The organism is Massilia sp. UYP32, from assembly GCF_050434365.1.
In the GTDB taxonomy this organism is placed as follows: Bacteria; Pseudomonadota; Gammaproteobacteria; order Burkholderiales; family Burkholderiaceae_D; genus Telluria; species Telluria timonae.
Genome location: NZ_JBNDIK010000004.1, coordinates 167149 through 185507, shown reverse-complemented (window position 1 = coordinate 185507; position 18359 = coordinate 167149). Strand labels below are relative to the sequence as shown.

Here is an 18359-nt window from a genome sequence, read left to right as displayed (position 1 = left end):
TCGCTGGTCGGTAGACGATTAATGTTACCGCAAATCACTTGCCGCACGCTCGAACGTTCTTCCATTCATGGAGCTATAATAAAAAATTATCGAAAAGCGCACACCGTTGTGCGCCCAAGACTGCCGTGAATCCCCATCTCGACAAGCTCCATCCCTACCCGTTCGAAAAGCTGCGCCAGCTGTTTGCCGGCGTCGCCCCGAACCCGGCCTATTCCGCGATCAGCCTGGGCATCGGCGAACCGAAGCATCCGACGCCGGCCTTCATCGAAAAAGCGCTGACGCATTCGGTGGCCGGCCTGGCCAACTATCCGAGCACGGTGGGCGGCGAGCCCCTGCGCGCGGCGATCGCCGGCTGGCTGGAACGCCGTTACGGCATCCCGGCGCTGGACCCGGCCACCATGGTGCTGCCGGTGAACGGTTCGCGCGAAGCGCTGTTCGCGATCGCCCAGTGCATGATCGACGCCTCGAAGCCGGATGCGCTGGCGATGTGCCCGAACCCGTTCTACCAGATCTACGAAGGCGCGGCCTACCTGGCCGGCGCCGCGCCGTACTTCGTCAACTCCGAACCCGCGCGCAACTTCGCGCCGGATTACGGCAGCGTGCCGGAAGACGTGTGGCCGCGCGTGCAGCTGCTGTATGTGTGCTCGCCCGGCAATCCGACCGGCGCCACCCTGTCGCTGGACGACTGGCGCCAGTTGTTCGAATTGTCCGACCGCTGGGGCTTCCTGATCGCGGCCGACGAGTGCTATTCCGAGATCTATACCGGCTCGGCGCCGCCGCTGGGCGCGCTGGAAGCGGCGCACCAGCTCGGAAGGAGCGGTGGCGAACAGCCGTACCGCAACCTGATCGTGTTCTCGAGCCTGTCGAAGCGCTCGAACGTGCCGGGCATGCGCTCCGGCTTCGTGGCCGGCGATCCGGTGGCGATGAAGAAATTCCTGCTGTACCGCACCTATTGCGGCGGCGCGATGTCGCCGCCGGTGCAGGCGGCCTCGATCGCGGCCTGGAACGACGAGCAGCACGTGCAGGACAACCGCGCGCTGTACAAGGAGAAGTTCGCCCTCATCACCCCGCTGCTCAAGGGCGTGATGGACGTCGAGCTGCCCGACGCCGGCTTCTACCTGTGGGCCGACGTGCGCCGCACCGGCCTGTCGGACCTTGAGTTCGCACGCCGCCTGTACGCCGACTATAATGTGACGGTCCTCCCGGGCAGCTACCTGGCGCGCGAAGCGCACGGCCAGAATCCGGGGCGCGATCGTATCCGCATGGCCCTGGTGGCCGGCGTCGACGAAGGACTGGAGGCGGCGAACCGCATCGTCCAGTTCTGCCAGGGCCTGAAATAACGGCCCACGAATACCTGTTTTCATTTCAACCAAGACCAGCATCATGACCCAACAACTGCAAACCATCATCGACACCGCCTGGGAACAGCGCGCCGACATCAGCCCGAACAACGCCAGCGCCGAAGTGCGCGACGCCGTCGCCCACGTCCTTGCCGGCCTCGATGACGGCAGCCTGCGCGTGGCGCAAAAGGACACCGGCGCCTGGGTCGTGAACCAGTGGATCAAGAAAGCCGTGCTGCTGTCGTTCCGCCTCGAGAACAACGTGCCGGTCGCAAGTGGCGACATCCAGTTCTACGACAAGGTGCCGACCAAGTTCGCCGACTACACCCCGGAAGACTTCGCGCGCGGCGGTTTCCGCGTGGTGCCGCCGGCCGTCGCCCGCCGCGGCAGCTTCATCGGCAAGAACGTGGTGCTGATGCCGTCCTACGTCAACATCGGCGCCTACGTCGATGAAGGCACGATGGTCGACACCTGGGCCACCGTCGGCTCCTGCGCCCAGATCGGCAAGAACGTCCACCTGTCGGGCGGCGTCGGCATCGGCGGCGTGCTGGAACCGATGCAGGCCAACCCGACCATCATCGAAGACAACTGCTTCATCGGCGCGCGCTCGGAAATCGTCGAAGGCGTGATCGTCGAAGAGAACTCGGTGATCTCGATGGGCGTGTACATCGGCCAGTCGACCAAGATCTACAACCGCGAAACCGGCGAAGTGACCTATGGCCGCGTGCCGTCGGGTTCGGTCGTGGTGTCGGGCAGCCTGCCGTCCGCCGACGGCAAGTACAGCCTGTACTGCGCGGTGATCGTCAAGCGCGTGGATGCGCAGACGCGTTCGAAGACCGGGATCAACGAGCTGCTGCGCGGCGTTTAAGCTGGCTGGACGCGTTGGCGGCTTCGCCGCCGACGCATCCAACCGGCCCCGGAATACCCGAAACAAACGGAGACGATGCGATGGCCATGGACCGCCTGTTCCAGCTGATGAAAGAGAAGAACGCTTCCGACATGTTCTTCGCCGTGAACTCCCCGGTGCACATCAAGATCAACGGCGCGCTCATCCCCATCAACCAGCATCGTCTCGAACCCGAGAACATCCTGTCGCTGCTGTCCGAGGTCGCCACGCCCGAACAGCTGCTCGAACTCGAACGCGACAACGAATTGAACATGGGCGTGTCGGTCCCGAACCTGGGGCGCTTTCGCCTGTCGGCCTTCCGCCAGCGTGGTTCGATCTCGGCCGTATTCCGCTTCGTGCCGGCCGACATCCCGCCGCTGGGCGGGCTCGGCCTGCCGCCCGTGCTGTCCGAACTGATCATGGAAAAGCGCGGCCTGCTGCTGGTCGTCGGCGCCACCGGCTCCGGCAAGTCGACCACCATCGCCGCCATGCTCGACCATCGCAACGAACAGCGCACCGGCCACATCCTCACGCTCGAAGACCCGATCGAATACCTGTTCAAGAACAAGAAATCGATCGTCAACCAGCGCGAGATCGGCAGCGACGCCAGCAGCTTCGGCATCGCCCTGAAGAATTCGATGCGCCAGGCCCCCGACTGCATCCTGATCGGCGAGATCCGCGACCGCGAAACGATGGCTGCGGCGCTGGCCTATGCCCAGTCCGGCCACCTGGTGCTGGCCACCCTGCACGCCAACAACAGCTACAACGCGCTGAACCGCATCATCAGCTTCTACCCGATGGAAAACCGCGCCGCCCTGCTGCAAGACCTGGCCTCGAGCGTCAAGGCCATCGTCTCGCAGCGGCTGGTGAAATCGGCCGCCGGCGGCGCGCGCCAGGCGGCGGTCGAAGTGATGCTGAACACCCGCTACATCGCCGACCTGATCGAGAAAGGCGAGATCGGCCAGATCAAGGAAGCGATGGACAAGAGCCTGTCGCCCGGTTCGCAATCGTTCGAGGGCGCGCTGTTCAAGCTGGTCAAGGATGGCCTGGTGACCCAGGACGAGGCGCTGGCCAATGCCGATTCGGCCACCAACCTGCTGTGGCTGCTCAACAATGGGCCGGAGAGCCAGGTACAGCAGACGCAAGAGCAGGAGCGCGAGAAACCGGCGGCGCCCCAGGGCGCCTCGTTCACCGAGTTCACGCTCAACTCCTGATCCGGCGCCCGATGCAGCAGGCGGCGCGCCCGTCCGCCTCATCTGTGTACAATCGACCGAAGCACCTTGTGCGCCGCCGCGCGCATACACTATCCTCACGCCTTTTCGAACGACCACGCCGCCCCGGCGGCCAAGATTACCCATGACTACGACTCTCTACGGCATCCCCAACTGCGACACCGTCAAGAAGGCCCGCACCTGGCTGGCCGACAATGGCCACGACTTCACCTTCCATGACTTCAAGAAACAAGGCCTGAGCCGCGAACTGGTGCAGGGCTGGCTGAAGGACGTCGACTGGGAAACCCTGGTCAACCGCAAGGGGATGACCTGGCGCAACCTGTCCGACGAGCGCAAGGCGCAAGTCAACGATGCCGACAGCGCGACCGAGCTGATGCTGGAAAACCCGTCCGTCGTCAAGCGCCCGGTCCTTGCCGGCGTCGGCCCGGTCTCGGTCGGCTTCTCCGCCGACCAGTACGCCAGCAAGTTCGAGGGCGCCAAGTGAAGCCTTCCCGCACCCTGCTGCTGACCGAAGAGCTGATCGCGCTCGATTCGATCACGCCGCACGACAAGGGCTGCCAGCAGCGCCTGATCGAGCTACTGGCGCCGCTGGGCTTTCGCTGCGAGACCATCGAGTCGAACGGCGTGACCAATCTGTGGGCGCGCAAGGGCAGCGAAGCGCCGCTGTTCGTGTTCGCCGGCCATACCGACGTGGTCCCGGCCGGCCCGCTGCACCAGTGGGAATCGGAACCCTTCGTGCCGACCCAGCGCGACGGCAAGCTGTATGGACGCGGCGCCTCGGACATGAAGACCTCGATCGCGGCCATGGTGATCGCCTGCGAGGAATTCATCGCGCACCACCCCGACCACAAGGGCTCGATCGCCTTCCTGGTCACCAGCGACGAGGAAGGCCCGGCCGTCGACGGCACCGCGGTCGTGGTCGACCTGCTGGAAGAACGCGGCGAGACGCTCGACTACTGCCTGGTCGGCGAGCCGACGTCAAACCACGTGCTGGGCGACACGATCAAGAACGGCCGCCGCGGTTCGCTGTCGGGCCACCTGGTCATCAAGGGCATCCAGGGACACATCGCCTATCCGCACCTGGCGCGCAACCCGATCCACCAGGCCGCGCCGGCGCTGGCCGAGCTGACCGCCGAGGTCTGGGACGAAGGCAACGAGTACTACGCGCCGACCAGCTGGCAGATCTCGAACATGGCGGCCGGCACCGGCGCCACCAACGTGATCCCGGGCCAGTTGACGATCGACTTCAATTTCCGCTTCTCGACCGCCAGCACCGCCGAGGGCCTGGAAGCGCGCGTGCACGCCATCCTCGACCGCCATGGCCTGGATTACGACCTGGAGTGGACGCTGTCGGGCCAGCCCTTCCTGACCGAAAAGGGCACGCTGTCGGACACGATCTGCGGCGCCATCAAGGAAGAGCTGGGCGTGCAGGCCGAACTGTCGACCACCGGCGGGACCTCGGACGGCCGCTTCATCGCCCGCATCTGCCCCCAGGTGATAGAATTCGGCCCACCGAACGCCAGCATCCACAAGATCGATGAACATATCGAGCTGCGCTACATCGATCCCCTGAAGAACATCTACCGCCGCACGCTCGAACGCCTGCTGGCTGCCTGATCGGGGCGCTGAACCAACACGAGAACAAGACCATGACCAACACCACCTTCAGTACGCCGCGCGACCTGCTGCGCTATGCCGTCACCCGCTTCAACGGCGCCAAGCTGTTCTTCGGCCACGGCAGCGCCGAGGCCTTCGACGAAGCCGCCTACCTGATCCTGCACACCCTGAAACTGCCGCTGGACCGCCTCGAGCCCTTCCTCGACGCCAGGCTGCTGCCCGACGAAGTGCTGCAGGTGCTGGCCGTGATCGAGCGCCGCGTCACCGAGCGCGTGCCGGCCGCCTACATCACCAAGGAAGCGTGGCTGGGCGAATACCGCTTCTACGTCGACGAACGCGTGCTGGTGCCGCGCTCCTTCATCGCCGAGCTGATCCCTCAGCAGTTCAGCCCATGGCTGACCGACCCGGACGGCGTCGAGAACGTGCTCGAACTGTGCACCGGCAGCGGCTGCCTGGCGATCATGGCGGCCGACATCTTCGAGAACGCCGTGGTCGACGCGGTCGACATCTCGAAGGATGCGCTGGCCGTGGCCGAGCACAACATCCGCGAATACAAGCTGGAAGGCCGCGTCAACCCGATCGAGTCCGACCTGTACGAGAACGTGCCGTTCAAGAAGTACGACCTGATCATCAGCAATCCGCCGTACGTGAATTCGGAATCGATGCGCACCCTGCCGCCGGAATACCTGAACGAGCCGCAGATCGCGCTGGCCGGCGGCGAAGACGGCATGGACCTGGTGCGCAAGATCATCGCCGGCGCCGCCGAGCGCCTGACCCCGGACGGCATCCTGGTGGTCGAGATCGGCAACGAGCGCGAGTTCGCCGAAGCCGCCTTTGGCCACCTGGGCCTGACCTGGCTGACCACCAGCATCGGCGACGATGCGGTGTTCCTGCTGACGGCCGAGCAGCTGCAGACCGCGCAGTAAGCGATCCGGTCATCTATCCGTGGGGTGGACGGCTTGCCGTCCACCCCACTTTGTCATCCAATTATTCAGCGCCCCACCATGATCCGTATCCAGAACGTCAGCCTGATGCGCGGCACCAAGCCGCTGCTCGTCGACGCCGACCTGACCCTCAACCCGGGCGACAAGATCGGCCTGATCGGCGCCAACGGCGCCGGCAAATCGAGCCTGTTCGGCCTGCTGCGCAACGAACTGCATCCGGACCAGGGGCAGATCGACTTCCCCGCCAAGTGGCGCATGGCCTATGTGGCGCAAGAGACCCCGCCGCTCGAGCGCGCCGCGCTCGACTACGCGATCGATGGCGACGTCGGCCTGCGCAAGTTGCAGGCCGAGCTGGAAGAGCTGGAATCCCACCCCGACGCCGACGCCCACGGCATGCGCCTGGGCGAGCTGCATGCGGCGCTGGCTGACGCCGACGCCTATACCGTGCAGTCGCGCGGCGAGCAGTTGCTGTTGGGCCTGGGCTTCTCGCTGGCGCAGATGAACCAGCCGGTGGCCAGCTTCTCGGGCGGCTGGCGCATGCGCCTGAACCTGGCGCAGGCGCTGATGTGCCCTTCCGACCTGCTGCTGCTCGACGAACCGACCAACCACCTGGACCTGGACGCCATCATCTGGCTCGAGGACTGGCTCAAGCGCTACCCCGGCACCCTGATCATCATCTCGCACGACCGCGACTTCCTGGACGAGATCGTGAACGTGGTGGTGCACATCGACGACCGCAAGCTGAAGCGCTACAGCGGCAACTACTCGGCCTTCGAGCGCCAGCGCGCCGCCCAGATGGTGCTGCAGGCCTCGGCCATCGAGAAGCAGCAGCGCCAGCGCGCCCACCTCGAATCCTTCATCAACCGCTTCAAGGCGCAGGCCACCAAGGCGCGCCAGGCGCAGAGCCGGATCAAGGCGCTCTCGAAGATGGAAGAACTGGCGCCGCTGCGCGCCGCCGCCGAATTCTCGTTCGAGTTCCGCGAGCCGCTGGCGGCCCCGAATCCGCTGCTGGTGCTGGAAGGCGTCGACGCCGGCTACCCGCTGCTCGACGCGCACGGCGACAAGGTCGGGGCGAAGACCATCGTCAACCACATCGACTTTTCGCTGCAGATCGGCCAGCGCATCGGCCTGCTGGGCGTGAACGGCGCCGGCAAGTCGACCCTGATCAAGACCGTCGCCGGCGAACTGGCGCCGCTCACCGGTCATGCCACACTCGGCAAGGGCCTGTCGATCGGCTACTTCGCCCAGCACCAGGTGGAGATGCTGCGCCATGACGAATCGCCGCTGTGGCACCTGGCGAAGATCGCGCCGACAGTGCGCGAACAGGAGCTGCGCAACTTCCTCGGCAGCTTCAACTTCCCGGGCGATATGGTGACCAGCCCGATCAAGCCGTTCTCGGGCGGCGAAAAGGCGCGCCTGGCGCTGGCGCTGATCGTGTGGCAGCGCCCGAACCTGCTGCTGCTGGACGAACCGACCAACCACCTGGACCTGGAAACGCGCGAGGCGCTGACGATGGCCCTGGCCCAGTTCGAGGGCACGCTGGTGGTGGTGTCGCACGACCGCCACCTGCTGCGCGCCACCACCGACCAGTTCATCATCGTGGCCGACGGCCGCCTGCAGCCCTTCGACGGCGACCTGGACGACTACAAGGACTGGCTGTTCAAGACCAAGCTGGGCAAGGGAGGCGACGCCCTGCCCGGCCAGGCGGCGCCGGCGAAGGCGGCCCAGCCATCCGCCAGGGCCAGCGCGCCCGCGCCGAGCCCGGCGGCGTCGCCGGCCGAACGCAAGGAACAGAAACGCCTCGAAGCCGAAGAGCGCCAGCGCCTGGCGGCCCAGCGCAAGCCCCTGGAAAACCGGGTCAAGCGCCTGGACGAGCAGATGGCCAAGCTGAGCGCGAAGAAAGCGGCGATCGACGCCGAGTTGCTCGATCCGGCGATCTACGAAGCGGCGAACAAGGACCGCCTCAAGACGCTGGTGGCCGACCAGGCCTTCGCGGCGCGCGACCTGGAAGCGCTCGAGGTGGAGTGGCTGGAAATCCAGGAGCAGCTGGAAGCGTTGACGGCGTAAGGTCAGGCGGCCCTCAGCGGTCGCCGCGGCGACAGCGACATCAAGCGATCGATGTCGATCAGCACCACGCGCCGCCCATCGATGCGGGCCATGCCGATCAGGTAGCCCGCGCTCGGCGCGCCCGGCAGGGGCTGCACCGCCTCCGGGCGCACATGCACGATGCCGGTCACGCTCTCGACCACCATGCCGACGATCCCGCTCGACAGGCGCAGGATGATCACGTCGGTATCCGGCGCCGACCGGCCTGGCCCCGTGCCCGCAGCCTGGGCGCCGCCCGCGCGCATGTCGACCACCGGCATGATCACGCCATGCGACAGCGCCACGCCGCCGATGATTTCGCCGTCGGCGGCGAAGCGTTCGAGGGATCCCAGCAGCTTGAGCTCCTGCACGCGCGCGCAATCGAGCCCGTATTCCTGCCCGTCGAGCATGAAGCTGAGGAATTCCCGTGAGGCGCTGCTGCGCGGCGCCGGGTAACGGGGGACAGAAGCGCAAGGGGCTGAAGCGTGAAGCATGCTGGACGAGGTGACCATGGCGGATCCTTTATGGGTGCGATCACCATCGTATGCCTCGTCCCCGGCGCTGATGTTGACTGTAGTCAACTTCAGCCTTGGACGCGTCCCGCGCCGCGGGACAAATTCAGGACGCGGCCTGCGCCTCTGCCGTGGCCATGGACGTGTCCCACGACCAGGCGCCCTCGCAGCCCGCGTGCAGCACTTCCGCGCCCTTGGTGTCGCGCAGGCGCAGCTTGATGTCGCGCGCCGTCATGTCCCACACGCAGCCCAGGTCCGGTTCGTAGGGCAGCGCCAGCACCTGCACTTCGCCCGCCAGCATGCCGAGCGCCACCCCGGCCGCGCCGACCCGCTCGAAGCGCTGGGCCCCGAGCCGTTTCAACAGCGCCATGCCGGCCGCGCGCTCGCCGTCGAGCGACTTCGCTTCTTGCGACAGCCGGCCCAGCTCCTTGAGCGCCGGCGCCACGCTGGCCGCCAGGCGCCGGAACTGCGGTTCCTGTTCCGGCGTCAGCACCAGCTCGCCCTTGCGCAGGCGCGGCGCGATCAACAGGTATTTGCGCATCTCGGGCTGGCCGGTGAGGGTTTCCATCGCGCTGCGCCGCTGCGCCGCCAGTTGACCGAACTGGTCCACCCGTTGGCGCACCTGCGCCAGCGCCGCGTCGACGCGCGCGCAGTCCGGGCGCAGCAGCCAGGCCAGCATCTCGCCCTGCTTCCACGGCCCCGCGCGGCCGATCGCCACGCGCCGCCCGGCGATGGCGCTGCCCTCGGCATGCGCCACCTCGACCTCGTCGCCGATGATCTCGCAGTTGATGGCGGTCTCGATCCGGATGCGCGCGCCCGAGATCACGCAGTTCTCGGCGCGCTCGAGCCGCACCTCGCCCTTGGTCGCCTGGATCGTCGCCTGGGACGCGACGCCCAGCACCCGCACGCCGCCATCCAGGTTGCGCGCGCTGCCGCCGACCAGGTTGCGGCGCAGGAGGATCGCGCCGCGGCGCGCGACCAGGTGGCCATATACGTCGCCGTGCACGGTGATGCTCTCGGCCTCGATGATGCGCTGCTCCTGGACTTCGCCGAATTCCTCGTAGTCGCCCGCCAGGTGCAGGTTGCCGGTGGTCCTGGCGCTGACGCCGTCGCGGCTGACGATCTTGTCGGTGATGGCGATGCGGCTGCTCTTGGGGTCGACGCTCAGGAAGCCGTCCTGGCGCGCGACCAGGAACTCGCCTTCCGGCGCCAGCTCGACCGTCGTGCCGTCGGCCGCATAGGTGGCCAGGTCGAGGTCCTTCGCCACCTCGGGCGCGATCGGGATGCCGTTCAGGTCGAAGCCGGGACTGCCGCTGGTCCGCGGCACCTTGCGCAGCAGGCGCGTGCCGGCCGCCACCTGCGGGAAGCGGTTCTGGAAGCTCATCAGGTCGAGCTTGCCGTTGGCGAGCTGGCGCGGGGCGTCGCTGCGATGCAGGTCGCTGGTGACCTCTTCCACGCGGGCATCCATGCCGGGCAACGGCTCGAGCCGGCGCGCCACCACGTAGCGACCGGCCGCGCCGCTTTCGATATGGCTGCGGATGGCTCCGACCTCGGCGCCGAAGCGGATGCCCTTCGCCCACATGTCGGCGACGAACTCGTCGACATCGAGCCGGGTCTGGCGCTCGCCGCCTTCCTCGTCGCGCTCGAACACGGGTTCGAAATAGTATTCGGCCTGGCCGTCGGCGATCTTGACCGAGCGGTACAGGGCCTGGCGCTGCGGCGTAAACGGCACGATGTCGGCGGCGATGCGCACCACGACCCGGCCGGCCGCATCGCGCGGCAGCTCCGGCCCGTGGCCGTACAGGGCCTTGATCAGGACCGGATAATCGAGGCCGGCCAGGTAATGGCTGGAGTGCAGGATGCCGTCGACCGCCGCCACCAGCGTGGTGCCGAGCACTTCGGGATCGGCATACACGCCGTCGTCGCGCCTGGCGATGCAATGTTCGGGCCCCTTCGAGTCGAAGCGGACGGCGGGCGCCGCCGTGGCGGGCGCTGCATCGGGTAGTACGGCAAGGTCGGACACGTTCACGCTCCACTTGGCGATAAATGTTGGCGACGCAGACCCTGCCAACAGTAAGGTGGACGTAAAGATAGCATGTTGCGCAATCTAAATAAACATATGGCAACTAGATTTCTAAAAAGAAAATTTGTGACGCGACCGACACCATTACTCAGCTGGGCATTCGTGCCCGGATCCGGAAAAAACGCACGAGGTACGCCAGCATGACGCCTTGAGGAATGTCAAATTCCAGAAACGACAACGGCGCCATCGGCGCCGTCGTTTTACATTGCAAGCCGCATTTTCAGCGGCGGCGGGCGTTCGGATAGAGTTCCGAACCTTCCTTGATCTGGCGCCGCAGGTCGCGCCGCTCGTCCGGCGACAGCCGGCCGCGACGGCGCTCTTCACGGGCCGCGTCGGCCTGCGCCTCCATGACGCGACGGTCCTGGTCGCGCATCTCGTAGACGCGCGGGTCTTGCTGGGCCTGCATTTGATAACGGTCGCGCAGCGCCGCTTCGTCGCGGCGCGGATCGCGCTCCTGGTTCTGCGCCAATGCGCTGGCCCCGGTACCTGCCAGCACGCAGGCGATCACACCAAGGCGCGCAAGCCGGGCGAGCCGGCCGCCATTGGCGCCGAATCCTGCTGGTTTGTCATTGTGCGCGTGGTTCATGGTGTTCCTCTTCCGCGATGCCTGATAAACGGATAAGCTGTGTTGATCACTTGTCGCCAGTGTAGGTGCATACCGAAAGCGGAGTAAGACTTATTGGGTAAAGTTTGTAACACATTGTAATGGCTGGGCTGAGTCGTGCTTCCGCCCTAGCCATAAGAAGTTACCATAGCGACATTCATCTGACAATTCTGGACAGTTTTATGACTTCAACGACTTCGAACAATCACGCGGGTGCGGGCGCTGCATCGGGCCACTCCGCCAAGATCATGGTCGTGGACGACGACGTGCGCCTGCGCGACCTGCTGCGCCGTTACCTGACCGAACAGGGCTTCCAGGTCGTCACCGCCGAAAGCGCGCCGGCGATGAACAAACTGTGGCTGCGCGAGCGCTACGACCTGCTGGTGCTCGACCTGATGCTGCCCGGCGAGGACGGGCTGTCGATCTGCCGCCGCCTGCGCGGCGCCGGCGACCAGACCCCGATCATCATGCTGACCGCCAAGGGCGAGGACGTCGACCGCATCGTCGGCCTCGAAATGGGCGCCGACGACTACCTGCCCAAGCCGTTCAACCCGCGCGAGCTGGTGGCCCGCATCGGCGCCGTCCTGCGCCGCAAGGGCCCGGACGAGATCCCCGGCGCGCCGTCCGAAACGCCGCAGACCTTCGAGTTCGGCGACTTCGTGCTCGACCTGGGCACGCGCACGCTCAAGAAGAATGGCGAGACGGTGCCGCTGACCACCGGCGAATTCTCGGTGCTGAAGGTGTTCGCGCGCCATGCGCGCCAGCCGCTGTCGCGCGAGAAGCTGATGGAACTGGCGCGCGGCCGCGAATACGAGGTGTTCGACCGCTCGCTCGACGTCCAGATCTCGCGCCTGCGCAAGCTGATCGAGCCCGATCCATCGAGCCCGCTGTACATCCAGACCGTGTGGGGCCTGGGCTACGTGTTCATCCCTGAAGGCCAGCCGCGCTAGTGTTTACCCCGATCGCCCAGGCGCGGCGCGCCCTGCGCTTCGCCTGGTTCAAGAGCGGCCTGTTCTGGCGCACCTTCTTCCTGATGTCGGTGCTTACCGCGGCCTCGATGCTGGCCTGGATCGGCATGATCAGCGTGTTCCAGCGCGACAAGCAGGTGCAGCAGACGGCGGAGCTGGTGGTGTCGGTGGTGACCATCACCAAGGCCGCGCTCACCCACTCGGCGCCCGACCTGCGGCGCGAGCTGCTGCTCGAACTGGTGTCGAACGAAGGCATCCGCATCTTCACGCTGGAAGACACGGACGTGGTCGACCCGCCACCGCACAATCCCCTGATGCCCGAGATCGCCGCCATCGTGCGCGAACGGCTGGGGGCCGACACGCGCTTCTCGAGCGGCGTGAACGGCGTGCCGGGCTTCTACATCAGCTTCAACATCGAGGACGACAAGTACTGGCTGATGCTCGAACGCGAGCGCCTGACGGGCCTGACGCGCGAACAGTGGCTGGGCTGGGCCGTGGTGGTGGGCCTGCTGTCGGTGCTCGGCGCGGCGCTGATCTCGAGCCTGGTGAACCGCCCGCTGGCGCGCCTGACGGCCGCCGCGCGCGCCATCGCCAAGGGCGAGCGCCCTGTGCGCCTGCCCGAGAAGGGTTCGCAGGAGATCATCGAGGCCAATCGCAGCTTCAACCAGATGGTGGAAGACCTGGCGCAGGTGGAAAAGGACCGCGCCGTGATCCTGGCCGGCATCTCGCACGACCTGCGCACGCCGCTGGCGCGCATGGGGCTGGAGGTCGAGATGGCGAATCTCTCGACGGAGGCGCGCGAAGGCATGCAGTCGGACATCGCGCAGATGGACGCCATCATCGGCCAGTTCCTGGACTACGCCAAGCCGACCGAGGCGGCGACCTTCGTGCCGGTGAACCTGTCCGAGATGCTGTCCGACGTCGGCCGCGAGGCGGCCCGCATCCCCGACCTGCACGTGAAGACCGACCTGATGCCGGGCGTGCACGTGATGGGCAACGCGACCGACCTGCGGCGCGTGATCAACAACATCATCGAAAACGCGCGCCGCTACGGCAAGACGCCGGGCACCTCATGCACCGACATCGACATCGTGCTGCGGGTGAAGGCCACGGGGCACGGGCGACGCGCCGTGATCGAGATCGGCGACCATGGTGTCGGCGTGCCGGCGGACCAGATCGCACAGCTGATGAAGCCCTTCACTCGGCTGGATAGCGCGCGCGGCCAGGCGAATGGCGCCGGGCTAGGCCTGGCGATCGTGGAGCGCGTGCTGACCCGGCATAACGCGGGGCTGGAAGTGCGCAATCGCGAAGGCGGCGGGTTCTTGCTGCAGGTGGCGTTGCCGCTGGCGGCGTGATCTGCTCTATTTCCTTGCCATCTCCGAAAACCGCGCTATACTCCTACATGTACAACTTATCGTACATGTATATCCTTTCGATAACACGCTTACAACTATTGCTAACGCCTGCGAATACTGCTGACGCCTGCGACCACTGCTCACGCCTGCGATTATTGCTACCAACGACCTTTGCTAACGCCTGCGACAACTGCTAACGCCCGCGATCATTGCTTACGCCTGCGACTATTGCTAATGACTACGACTATTGAGCGATTGGAGTAATACATGAGAATCATTAACTTTTCCGATGCTCGCAACAGTCTTCGGACCGTCATCGACCAAGTGGTTGAAGATGCTGACGTCACCGTCATCTCGCGCCGCGATGCGCCGGACGCGGTCGTCATGTCATTCGATCACTACAGCAGTCTTATGGAGACTGTGCATTTGTTGAGCTCACCGGCGAATGCGGCTCACCTCGCCAAGTCAATTGCACAGGCCCGCTCTGGTCGAGCGCAGCATCGGGAATTACTCGATATATCCGACGCTGAGGAATCGCAACATGCGCCACTTGAAGTTCACGGATGAAGGCTGGGATAGCTATATTTACTGGCAGACGCAGGACAAGAAGACGCTCAAGCGTATCAATGATTTAATCAAGGATGTTCAAAGAGACCCCTTTGCGGGAATAGGCAAGCCCGAAGCCTTGAAACACAGCCTCAGTGGTTGCTGGTCACGGCGAATAGATGAGACGAACCGCCTCGTCTACGAAGTGCAGGATGAAGAGTTGATCATCCTGTCCTGCCGCTACCACTACTGATCACCAAGGGAGCAGATATGCTCCCTTTTTTCTTGCCGGTCTGACCTCCAGTAGAACTCACGACCGTTTCGCAGAAGTCAATCAATCGCCGATCAGGCTCGCAAACCGCCCGAGATCGATATTCCCGCCACTAATCAGGATCCCGACCTTCTTCCCTTTCAGCTGTTCCTTCATCCTGCGCGCCGCCGCGAAACCGAGGCAACCGGTCGGCTCCACCACGATCTTCATGCGTTCGGCGAAGAAGCGCATGCAGGCCACCAGCTCCTCGTCGCTCACGGTGAGGATGTCGTTGACGTCGCGCTGGATGATCGGGAAGGTCAGCTGGCCCAGGTGCTGGGTCTGGGCGCCGTCGGCGATGGTGCGCGGCGTGTCGATGTGGACGATCTCGCCCTTGCGCAGCGATTGCTGGCCGTCGTTGCCGGCTTCCGGCTCGACGCCGTACAGCAGGCAGCCAGGGGACAGCGCGCGCGTGGCCAGCGCGGAGCCGGACAGCAGGCCGCCGCCGCCCAGGCACACGAAGAAGGCGTCCAGCGGACCGACTTCCTCGAACAACTCCTTGGCCGCCGTGCCCTGCCCCGCGATCACGTCGGCGTGGTCGTAGGGCGGAATCAGGGTCAGGCCGTGCTTCTCGGCCAGCTCGCGACCGATCTGCTCGCGGTCTTCGGTGTAGCGGTCATAGGTCACCACGGTGGCGCCATAGCCGCGCGTGGCGGCGACCTTCGCGGCCGGCGCATCCTGCGGCATCACGATCGTCGCCGGCATGCCCAGGATCTTGGCCGACAGCGCGATCGCCTGCGCGTGGTTGCCTGATGAGAAGGCGACGACGCCGGCGCGGCGCTGTTCGGGGCTGAACTTCGCCAGCGCGTTATAGCCGCCACGGAACTTGAAGGCCCCCATGCGCTGCATGTTCTCGCACTTGAAGAATATCTCGGCGCCGAATTCCTCGTTGACGGTGCGCGAAGTCAGCACCGGGGTGCGGTGGGCTACGCCCAGGATACGCTCGGCGGCCTGGGCGACGTCTTCGTAAGTGGGGAGCTGGAGCGAATGCATGGCGATGTCCTCGGTGACGATGAATTGGAAATATTATCCAATTCTGGAATAGTCGTCAAACCATCAGCGTCCCTCAGAACAGCGAAGCGAGCCCTTTGACGACGCGCGTGCGCCATGACACCGTATGGTCGAGGCGCATGCCGGGCGGCGCCTGTGGGGGCACGTCGAGCAAGGCCTGCTCGATCCTGCGATTGCGCCGAATGACGTGACGCAGGTAGGCCACCCCGCCCCACACAGTCAGCCCCAGCACCGCCAGCGCCGCCCAGCCGCCAAAGGCGACAAATGTAACCCCGAGCACGGCTGGCATCCCGAAATAAGCGAGCCACGCATACTGCCCCACGACCTGCCATGCGGTTTCCCGAATGTACACATGCGGCGTGGACAGATCACGCCAGGCCATGACAGCCTGCCAATTGCCCTTCTCTGCGAGAATGACGGCGTAGTGCGCACCTTCACGCGGCACGTCGCCTTCCGGCAGCATGACACCAAACTGGCGCTTGCCTGCCGCCTCGAAACTGAAATGGCCGGTGCGACCAAGGGCATCGAAGATGCGTTCGAAGCAGACCCGCTCGAGATGGAACTCGGTGATGTATCTGCTGTTTGTCGTGTCGATGCTTTTCATGATTTGCACCCTAGCGCAACGAGCCGGCGCTTGTCCACCATTGCGGCGAAGTCATGCACGCCGCATCAATCCGGAATCCGGTTGACCAGTTCCTCGCCCCGCGCGAAAGCGCCGATGCTGTCGATGGTGGTGCGCATGATCTGCCCGATCGCCTCGACAGTGAAGAAGGCCTGGTGGCCGGTCACGATCACGTTCGGAAACGACACCAGGCGCTGGATCACGTCGTCGGTGATGATGGTCGACGACAGGTCCTGGAAGAACAGGCTCGCTTCCTGCTCGTAGACGTCGATCGCCAGGCCGCCCAGCTGGCCGGTCTTGAGCGCCTGCACCGCGGCCTCGGTGTCGACCAGGCCGCCGCGGCTGGTGTTGACCAGCACGCAGCCGCGCTTGACCCGCGCCAGCGCCGCCGCATTCACGATGTGATGAGTTTCTTCCAGCAGCGGGCAATGCAGCGACACCACGTCGCTGCAGGCCAGCAGCTCGTCGACGCCGATATAGCGCCCGCCCAGCGCCTCGAAGGCCGGCGTGGGGTAACGGTCGTAGCCGACCAGGGTGCAGCCGAAACCGGCCATGATGCGGGCGAAGATGGTGCCGATCTTGCCGGTGCCGATCACGCCGACCGTCTTGCCGTGCAAATCGAAACCCATCAGGCCGTCGAGATCGAAATTGCCTTCGCGCGTGCGCACGCTGGCGCGCGCGATCTTGCGGTTCACGGCCAGCAGCAGGCCGACCGCGAACTCGGCCACCGAGTTGGGAGAATAATCGGTGACCCGCACCACCGCGATGCCCAGTTCGCGCGCGGCGTGCGCATCGACGTGGTTGTAGCCGGTCGAGCGCGTCGCCACCAGGCGCGTGCCCTGGTTCGCCAGGATGCCCAGCACCTCGGCGTCGACGGTGTCGTTGACGAAGACGCAGACCGCCTCGCAACCCTTGGCCAGGATGGCGGTCTCGCGGCTCAGGCGGTCTTCGAGGAAGCGCAATTCATGGCCGGCGGCTTCGTTGGCCTGGGCCAGCATGGTCTTGTCGTAGCGGCGGGCGCTGTACACGGCTGTCTTCAAGAGTGACTCCCCTGATAAGTGGCACCGCTGAATTCTATTTAATGTCGTTGTAAGCCGTCGCCCGCGAAATGCCGAGGTGGCCGGCCGCCACTTCCATCGCGCGCCGCACTTCGAGATAACCGCCCTCCTTCAGCTCGCGCATCAGCGCGCGCCGCTCATGCGCCTTGAGCAGCTGGGGCGAGGAGGCCAGCCGCGCAGCAAAGGCGTCGATGCGGCGCCGGATGGCGTCGGCATTGGCCGGATCGAGCGATTCGCCCACCGGCGCCTCGCCCACGGCGTTGAACCGTTCGAGGATGCCCTGCATCGAACGGAACAGGGTCAGGTCGACGTTCAGGCACAGCGCCGCGACATAGTTGCCGTCGGCGTCCTTGATGCCGATCGAGGTGCTCTTTGCCGGGCGGCCATCCGGAAACTGGTTCGGATAATTGGCGACGACTTGCGGGTAGGCGCTGTCGGCGATGCGCGCCAGCCCCAGCTCCGTGGCCGGATCGCCGGCGGCACGGCTGGAGAGATTATTGTGGATCGCCAGCACCGCATGGCCGGGGTCGCGCAGATCGTGCACCACCACTTCGCAGAACGGGGCGAAGGTCTGGGCCAGGCCCTCGGCGATGTGGCGGACCTGCTCGATGAGCGCGGACTCGTCCTTGCTTGGCAATGTCTTGGTCATGCTGGACATTTTATCCAAGACTGGCGGTTCTGTAAAAAACGACGGCGCGCAGGCCTACACCGCCACGTGAAGTGGCGAACAGAAGCGTAGTGATGCAAGGAAGACAATGAAATCCCGAACATGGATCCGTCCAGGAGCCAATCATGAAGCGTCAACTGAGCATCTGCCTGCTGGCCGCCGCCGCGATCGCCGCGCCGAGCGCCTATTCCGACACCGTCATCGTCAAGTGCATCGACGACGCCGGCCGCGTCACCCTCACCGACCGCCCTTGCGAAGCCGGCGCCGTCACCGTGCGCACGGCCAGCATGCCGTCCAGCGAGGGCGTGACCCGGCTTGCTCCCTATCCGCTGGCGGCGCGTGCAGACGTGCTGCCGCCGCCGCGCGAGCTGCAGCGCCGCGCCGTTCCGATGCCGCGGGTCAAGGCCGAGCCGCTGGCCAGCGACGTCGCCACCCTGAAGGCGGCGCGCGCGCAGTTCCTGCTCGACGACGTGGGCAGCAGGGAAACCCTCGCCGGCCTCGAGTGATTCAGAGCAGCCG

Annotated in this window: 19 protein-coding genes; 12 read left to right on the top strand and 7 right to left on the bottom strand. The window is 65.6% G+C overall.

Annotated elements, in window-relative coordinates; all coding sequences use genetic code 11:
• Positions 1 to 125: 125 nt before the first annotated feature.
• The 7 genes from dapC (at position 126) to ABIB42_RS04805 (ending at position 8086) form a co-directional block, all read left to right on the top strand.
• Positions 126 to 1340 carry a succinyldiaminopimelate transaminase gene (gene dapC, locus ABIB42_RS04835; RefSeq protein ID WP_429247972.1) on the top strand — a complete coding sequence of 405 codons (1215 nt, stop codon included), beginning with the start codon at positions 126 to 128 and terminating at the stop codon, positions 1338 to 1340.
• Between the two features lie 43 nt (positions 1341 to 1383).
• The gene (gene dapD, locus ABIB42_RS04830; protein WP_071362096.1) at positions 1384 to 2208 is read left to right on the top strand and encodes a 2,3,4,5-tetrahydropyridine-2,6-dicarboxylate N-succinyltransferase; all 825 of its coding nucleotides are present in this window, start codon (positions 1384 to 1386) and stop codon (positions 2206 to 2208) included.
• A gap of 80 nt (positions 2209 to 2288) precedes the next feature.
• A complete protein-coding gene (locus ABIB42_RS04825; RefSeq protein WP_208277835.1) occupies positions 2289 to 3440 on the top strand; it encodes a PilT/PilU family type 4a pilus ATPase in 1152 nt (383 codons plus the stop codon).
• A gap of 142 nt (positions 3441 to 3582) precedes the next feature.
• Entirely contained in the window at positions 3583 to 3942 is a 360-nt protein-coding gene (locus ABIB42_RS04820) for an ArsC family reductase (protein ID WP_429247971.1), read from the top strand.
• A complete protein-coding gene (gene dapE, locus ABIB42_RS04815; RefSeq protein WP_071362093.1) occupies positions 3939 to 5075 on the top strand; it encodes a succinyl-diaminopimelate desuccinylase in 1137 nt (378 codons plus the stop codon). Before ABIB42_RS04820 ends, dapE begins: the two co-directional genes overlap by 4 nt.
• A gap of 32 nt (positions 5076 to 5107) precedes the next feature.
• Complete coding sequence (gene prmB, locus ABIB42_RS04810; protein WP_071362092.1) at positions 5108 to 6001, top strand: 50S ribosomal protein L3 N(5)-glutamine methyltransferase; 894 nt, start codon at positions 5108 to 5110, stop codon at positions 5999 to 6001.
• A gap of 78 nt (positions 6002 to 6079) precedes the next feature.
• On the top strand, positions 6080 to 8086 hold the full coding sequence (locus ABIB42_RS04805; RefSeq protein ID WP_005666600.1) for an ATP-binding cassette domain-containing protein: 2007 nt from the start codon (positions 6080 to 6082) through the stop codon (positions 8084 to 8086).
• 2 nt (positions 8087 to 8088) lie between these two features.
• On the opposite strand, the gene ABIB42_RS04800 is transcribed toward ABIB42_RS04805, so the two are convergent.
• The 3 genes from ABIB42_RS04800 to ABIB42_RS04790 form a co-directional block, all read right to left on the bottom strand.
• Complete coding sequence (locus tag ABIB42_RS04800; protein WP_312184307.1) at positions 8089 to 8598, bottom strand: chemotaxis protein CheW; 510 nt, start codon at positions 8596 to 8598, stop codon at positions 8089 to 8091.
• Between the two features lie 124 nt (positions 8599 to 8722).
• Positions 8723 to 10639, bottom strand: coding sequence for a flagellar assembly protein A (locus ABIB42_RS04795; RefSeq protein ID WP_429247970.1), 1917 nt, complete (start codon positions 10637 to 10639; stop codon positions 8723 to 8725).
• 280 nt (positions 10640 to 10919) lie between these two features.
• Positions 10920 to 11285: a hypothetical protein gene (locus ABIB42_RS04790; RefSeq protein ID WP_005666595.1), complete on the bottom strand. Its 366-nt coding sequence runs from the start codon at positions 11283 to 11285 to the stop codon at positions 10920 to 10922.
• Positions 11286 to 11485: 200 nt separating this feature from the next.
• Here ABIB42_RS04790 and ompR point away from each other — a divergent pair, with 200 nt between their 5' ends.
• The 4 genes from ompR to ABIB42_RS04770 all read left to right on the top strand — a co-directional run bounded on the left by ompR (position 11486) and on the right by ABIB42_RS04770 (position 14425).
• Positions 11486 to 12253, top strand: a complete 768-nt coding sequence (gene ompR, locus ABIB42_RS04785; protein ID WP_005666593.1) for a two-component system response regulator OmpR — start codon at positions 11486 to 11488, stop codon at positions 12251 to 12253.
• Positions 12253 to 13626: a sensor histidine kinase gene (locus tag ABIB42_RS04780; protein WP_005666591.1), complete on the top strand. Its 1374-nt coding sequence runs from the start codon at positions 12253 to 12255 to the stop codon at positions 13624 to 13626. The genes ompR and ABIB42_RS04780 overlap by 1 nt, the downstream gene beginning before the upstream one ends.
• Before the next feature lie 267 nt (positions 13627 to 13893).
• Positions 13894 to 14193, top strand: coding sequence for a type II toxin-antitoxin system Phd/YefM family antitoxin (locus ABIB42_RS04775; RefSeq protein ID WP_081589899.1), 300 nt, complete (start codon positions 13894 to 13896; stop codon positions 14191 to 14193).
• Positions 14168 to 14425 carry a Txe/YoeB family addiction module toxin gene (locus ABIB42_RS04770; protein ID WP_005666589.1) on the top strand — a complete coding sequence of 86 codons (258 nt, stop codon included), beginning with the start codon at positions 14168 to 14170 and terminating at the stop codon, positions 14423 to 14425. The genes ABIB42_RS04775 and ABIB42_RS04770 overlap by 26 nt, the downstream gene beginning before the upstream one ends.
• An 81-nt stretch (positions 14426 to 14506) precedes the next feature.
• Here ABIB42_RS04770 and ABIB42_RS04765 read toward each other — a convergent pair whose 3' ends face one another.
• From ABIB42_RS04765 to ABIB42_RS04750, 4 genes are all read right to left on the bottom strand, one after another.
• A complete protein-coding gene (locus ABIB42_RS04765) occupies positions 14507 to 15475 on the bottom strand; it encodes a threo-3-hydroxy-L-aspartate ammonia-lyase (RefSeq protein ID WP_005666587.1) in 969 nt (322 codons plus the stop codon).
• Positions 15476 to 15548: 73 nt separating this feature from the next.
• Positions 15549 to 16097 carry a hypothetical protein gene (locus ABIB42_RS04760; protein ID WP_429247969.1) on the bottom strand — a complete coding sequence of 183 codons (549 nt, stop codon included), beginning with the start codon at positions 16095 to 16097 and terminating at the stop codon, positions 15549 to 15551.
• Positions 16098 to 16162: 65 nt separating this feature from the next.
• The gene (locus ABIB42_RS04755; protein ID WP_005666583.1) at positions 16163 to 17155 is read right to left on the bottom strand and encodes a 2-hydroxyacid dehydrogenase; all 993 of its coding nucleotides are present in this window, start codon (positions 17153 to 17155) and stop codon (positions 16163 to 16165) included.
• 34 nt (positions 17156 to 17189) lie between these two features.
• Positions 17190 to 17831: a helix-turn-helix transcriptional regulator gene (locus tag ABIB42_RS04750; RefSeq protein WP_040776150.1), complete on the bottom strand. Its 642-nt coding sequence runs from the start codon at positions 17829 to 17831 to the stop codon at positions 17190 to 17192.
• Positions 17832 to 17965: 134 nt separating this feature from the next.
• On the opposite strand from ABIB42_RS04750, the gene ABIB42_RS04745 reads away from it, so the two are divergent.
• Complete coding sequence (locus tag ABIB42_RS04745; RefSeq protein WP_005666579.1) at positions 17966 to 18346, top strand: hypothetical protein; 381 nt, start codon at positions 17966 to 17968, stop codon at positions 18344 to 18346.
• Positions 18347 to 18359 lie beyond the last annotated feature (13 nt).

Excerpts from the sequence above, each read along its gene's own strand:
- ABIB42_RS04770 (WP_005666589.1), top strand. The coding sequence starts at position 14,168 with ATGCGCCACTTGAAGTTCACGGATGAAGGCTGGGATAGCTATATTTAC.
- ABIB42_RS04800 (WP_312184307.1), bottom strand. The coding sequence starts at position 8,598 with ATGCTTCACGCTTCAGCCCCTTGCGCTTCTGTCCCCCGTTACCCGGCG.
- ABIB42_RS04790 (WP_005666595.1), bottom strand. The coding sequence starts at position 11,285 with ATGAACCACGCGCACAATGACAAACCAGCAGGATTCGGCGCCAATGGC.
- ompR (WP_005666593.1), top strand. The coding sequence starts at position 11,486 with ATGACTTCAACGACTTCGAACAATCACGCGGGTGCGGGCGCTGCATCG.
- ABIB42_RS04745 (WP_005666579.1), top strand. The coding sequence starts at position 17,966 with ATGAAGCGTCAACTGAGCATCTGCCTGCTGGCCGCCGCCGCGATCGCC.
- ABIB42_RS04820 (WP_429247971.1), top strand. The coding sequence starts at position 3,583 with ATGACTACGACTCTCTACGGCATCCCCAACTGCGACACCGTCAAGAAG.
- ABIB42_RS04765 (WP_005666587.1), bottom strand. The coding sequence starts at position 15,475 with ATGCATTCGCTCCAGCTCCCCACTTACGAAGACGTCGCCCAGGCCGCC.
- ABIB42_RS04750 (WP_040776150.1), bottom strand. The coding sequence starts at position 17,831 with ATGTCCAGCATGACCAAGACATTGCCAAGCAAGGACGAGTCCGCGCTC.
- ABIB42_RS04825 (WP_208277835.1), top strand. The coding sequence starts at position 2,289 with ATGGCCATGGACCGCCTGTTCCAGCTGATGAAAGAGAAGAACGCTTCC.
- ABIB42_RS04760 (WP_429247969.1), bottom strand. The coding sequence starts at position 16,097 with ATGAAAAGCATCGACACGACAAACAGCAGATACATCACCGAGTTCCAT.
- dapD (WP_071362096.1), top strand. The coding sequence starts at position 1,384 with ATGACCCAACAACTGCAAACCATCATCGACACCGCCTGGGAACAGCGC.
- ABIB42_RS04775 (WP_081589899.1), top strand. The coding sequence starts at position 13,894 with ATGAGAATCATTAACTTTTCCGATGCTCGCAACAGTCTTCGGACCGTC.
- ABIB42_RS04805 (WP_005666600.1), top strand. The coding sequence starts at position 6,080 with ATGATCCGTATCCAGAACGTCAGCCTGATGCGCGGCACCAAGCCGCTG.
- prmB (WP_071362092.1), top strand. The coding sequence starts at position 5,108 with ATGACCAACACCACCTTCAGTACGCCGCGCGACCTGCTGCGCTATGCC.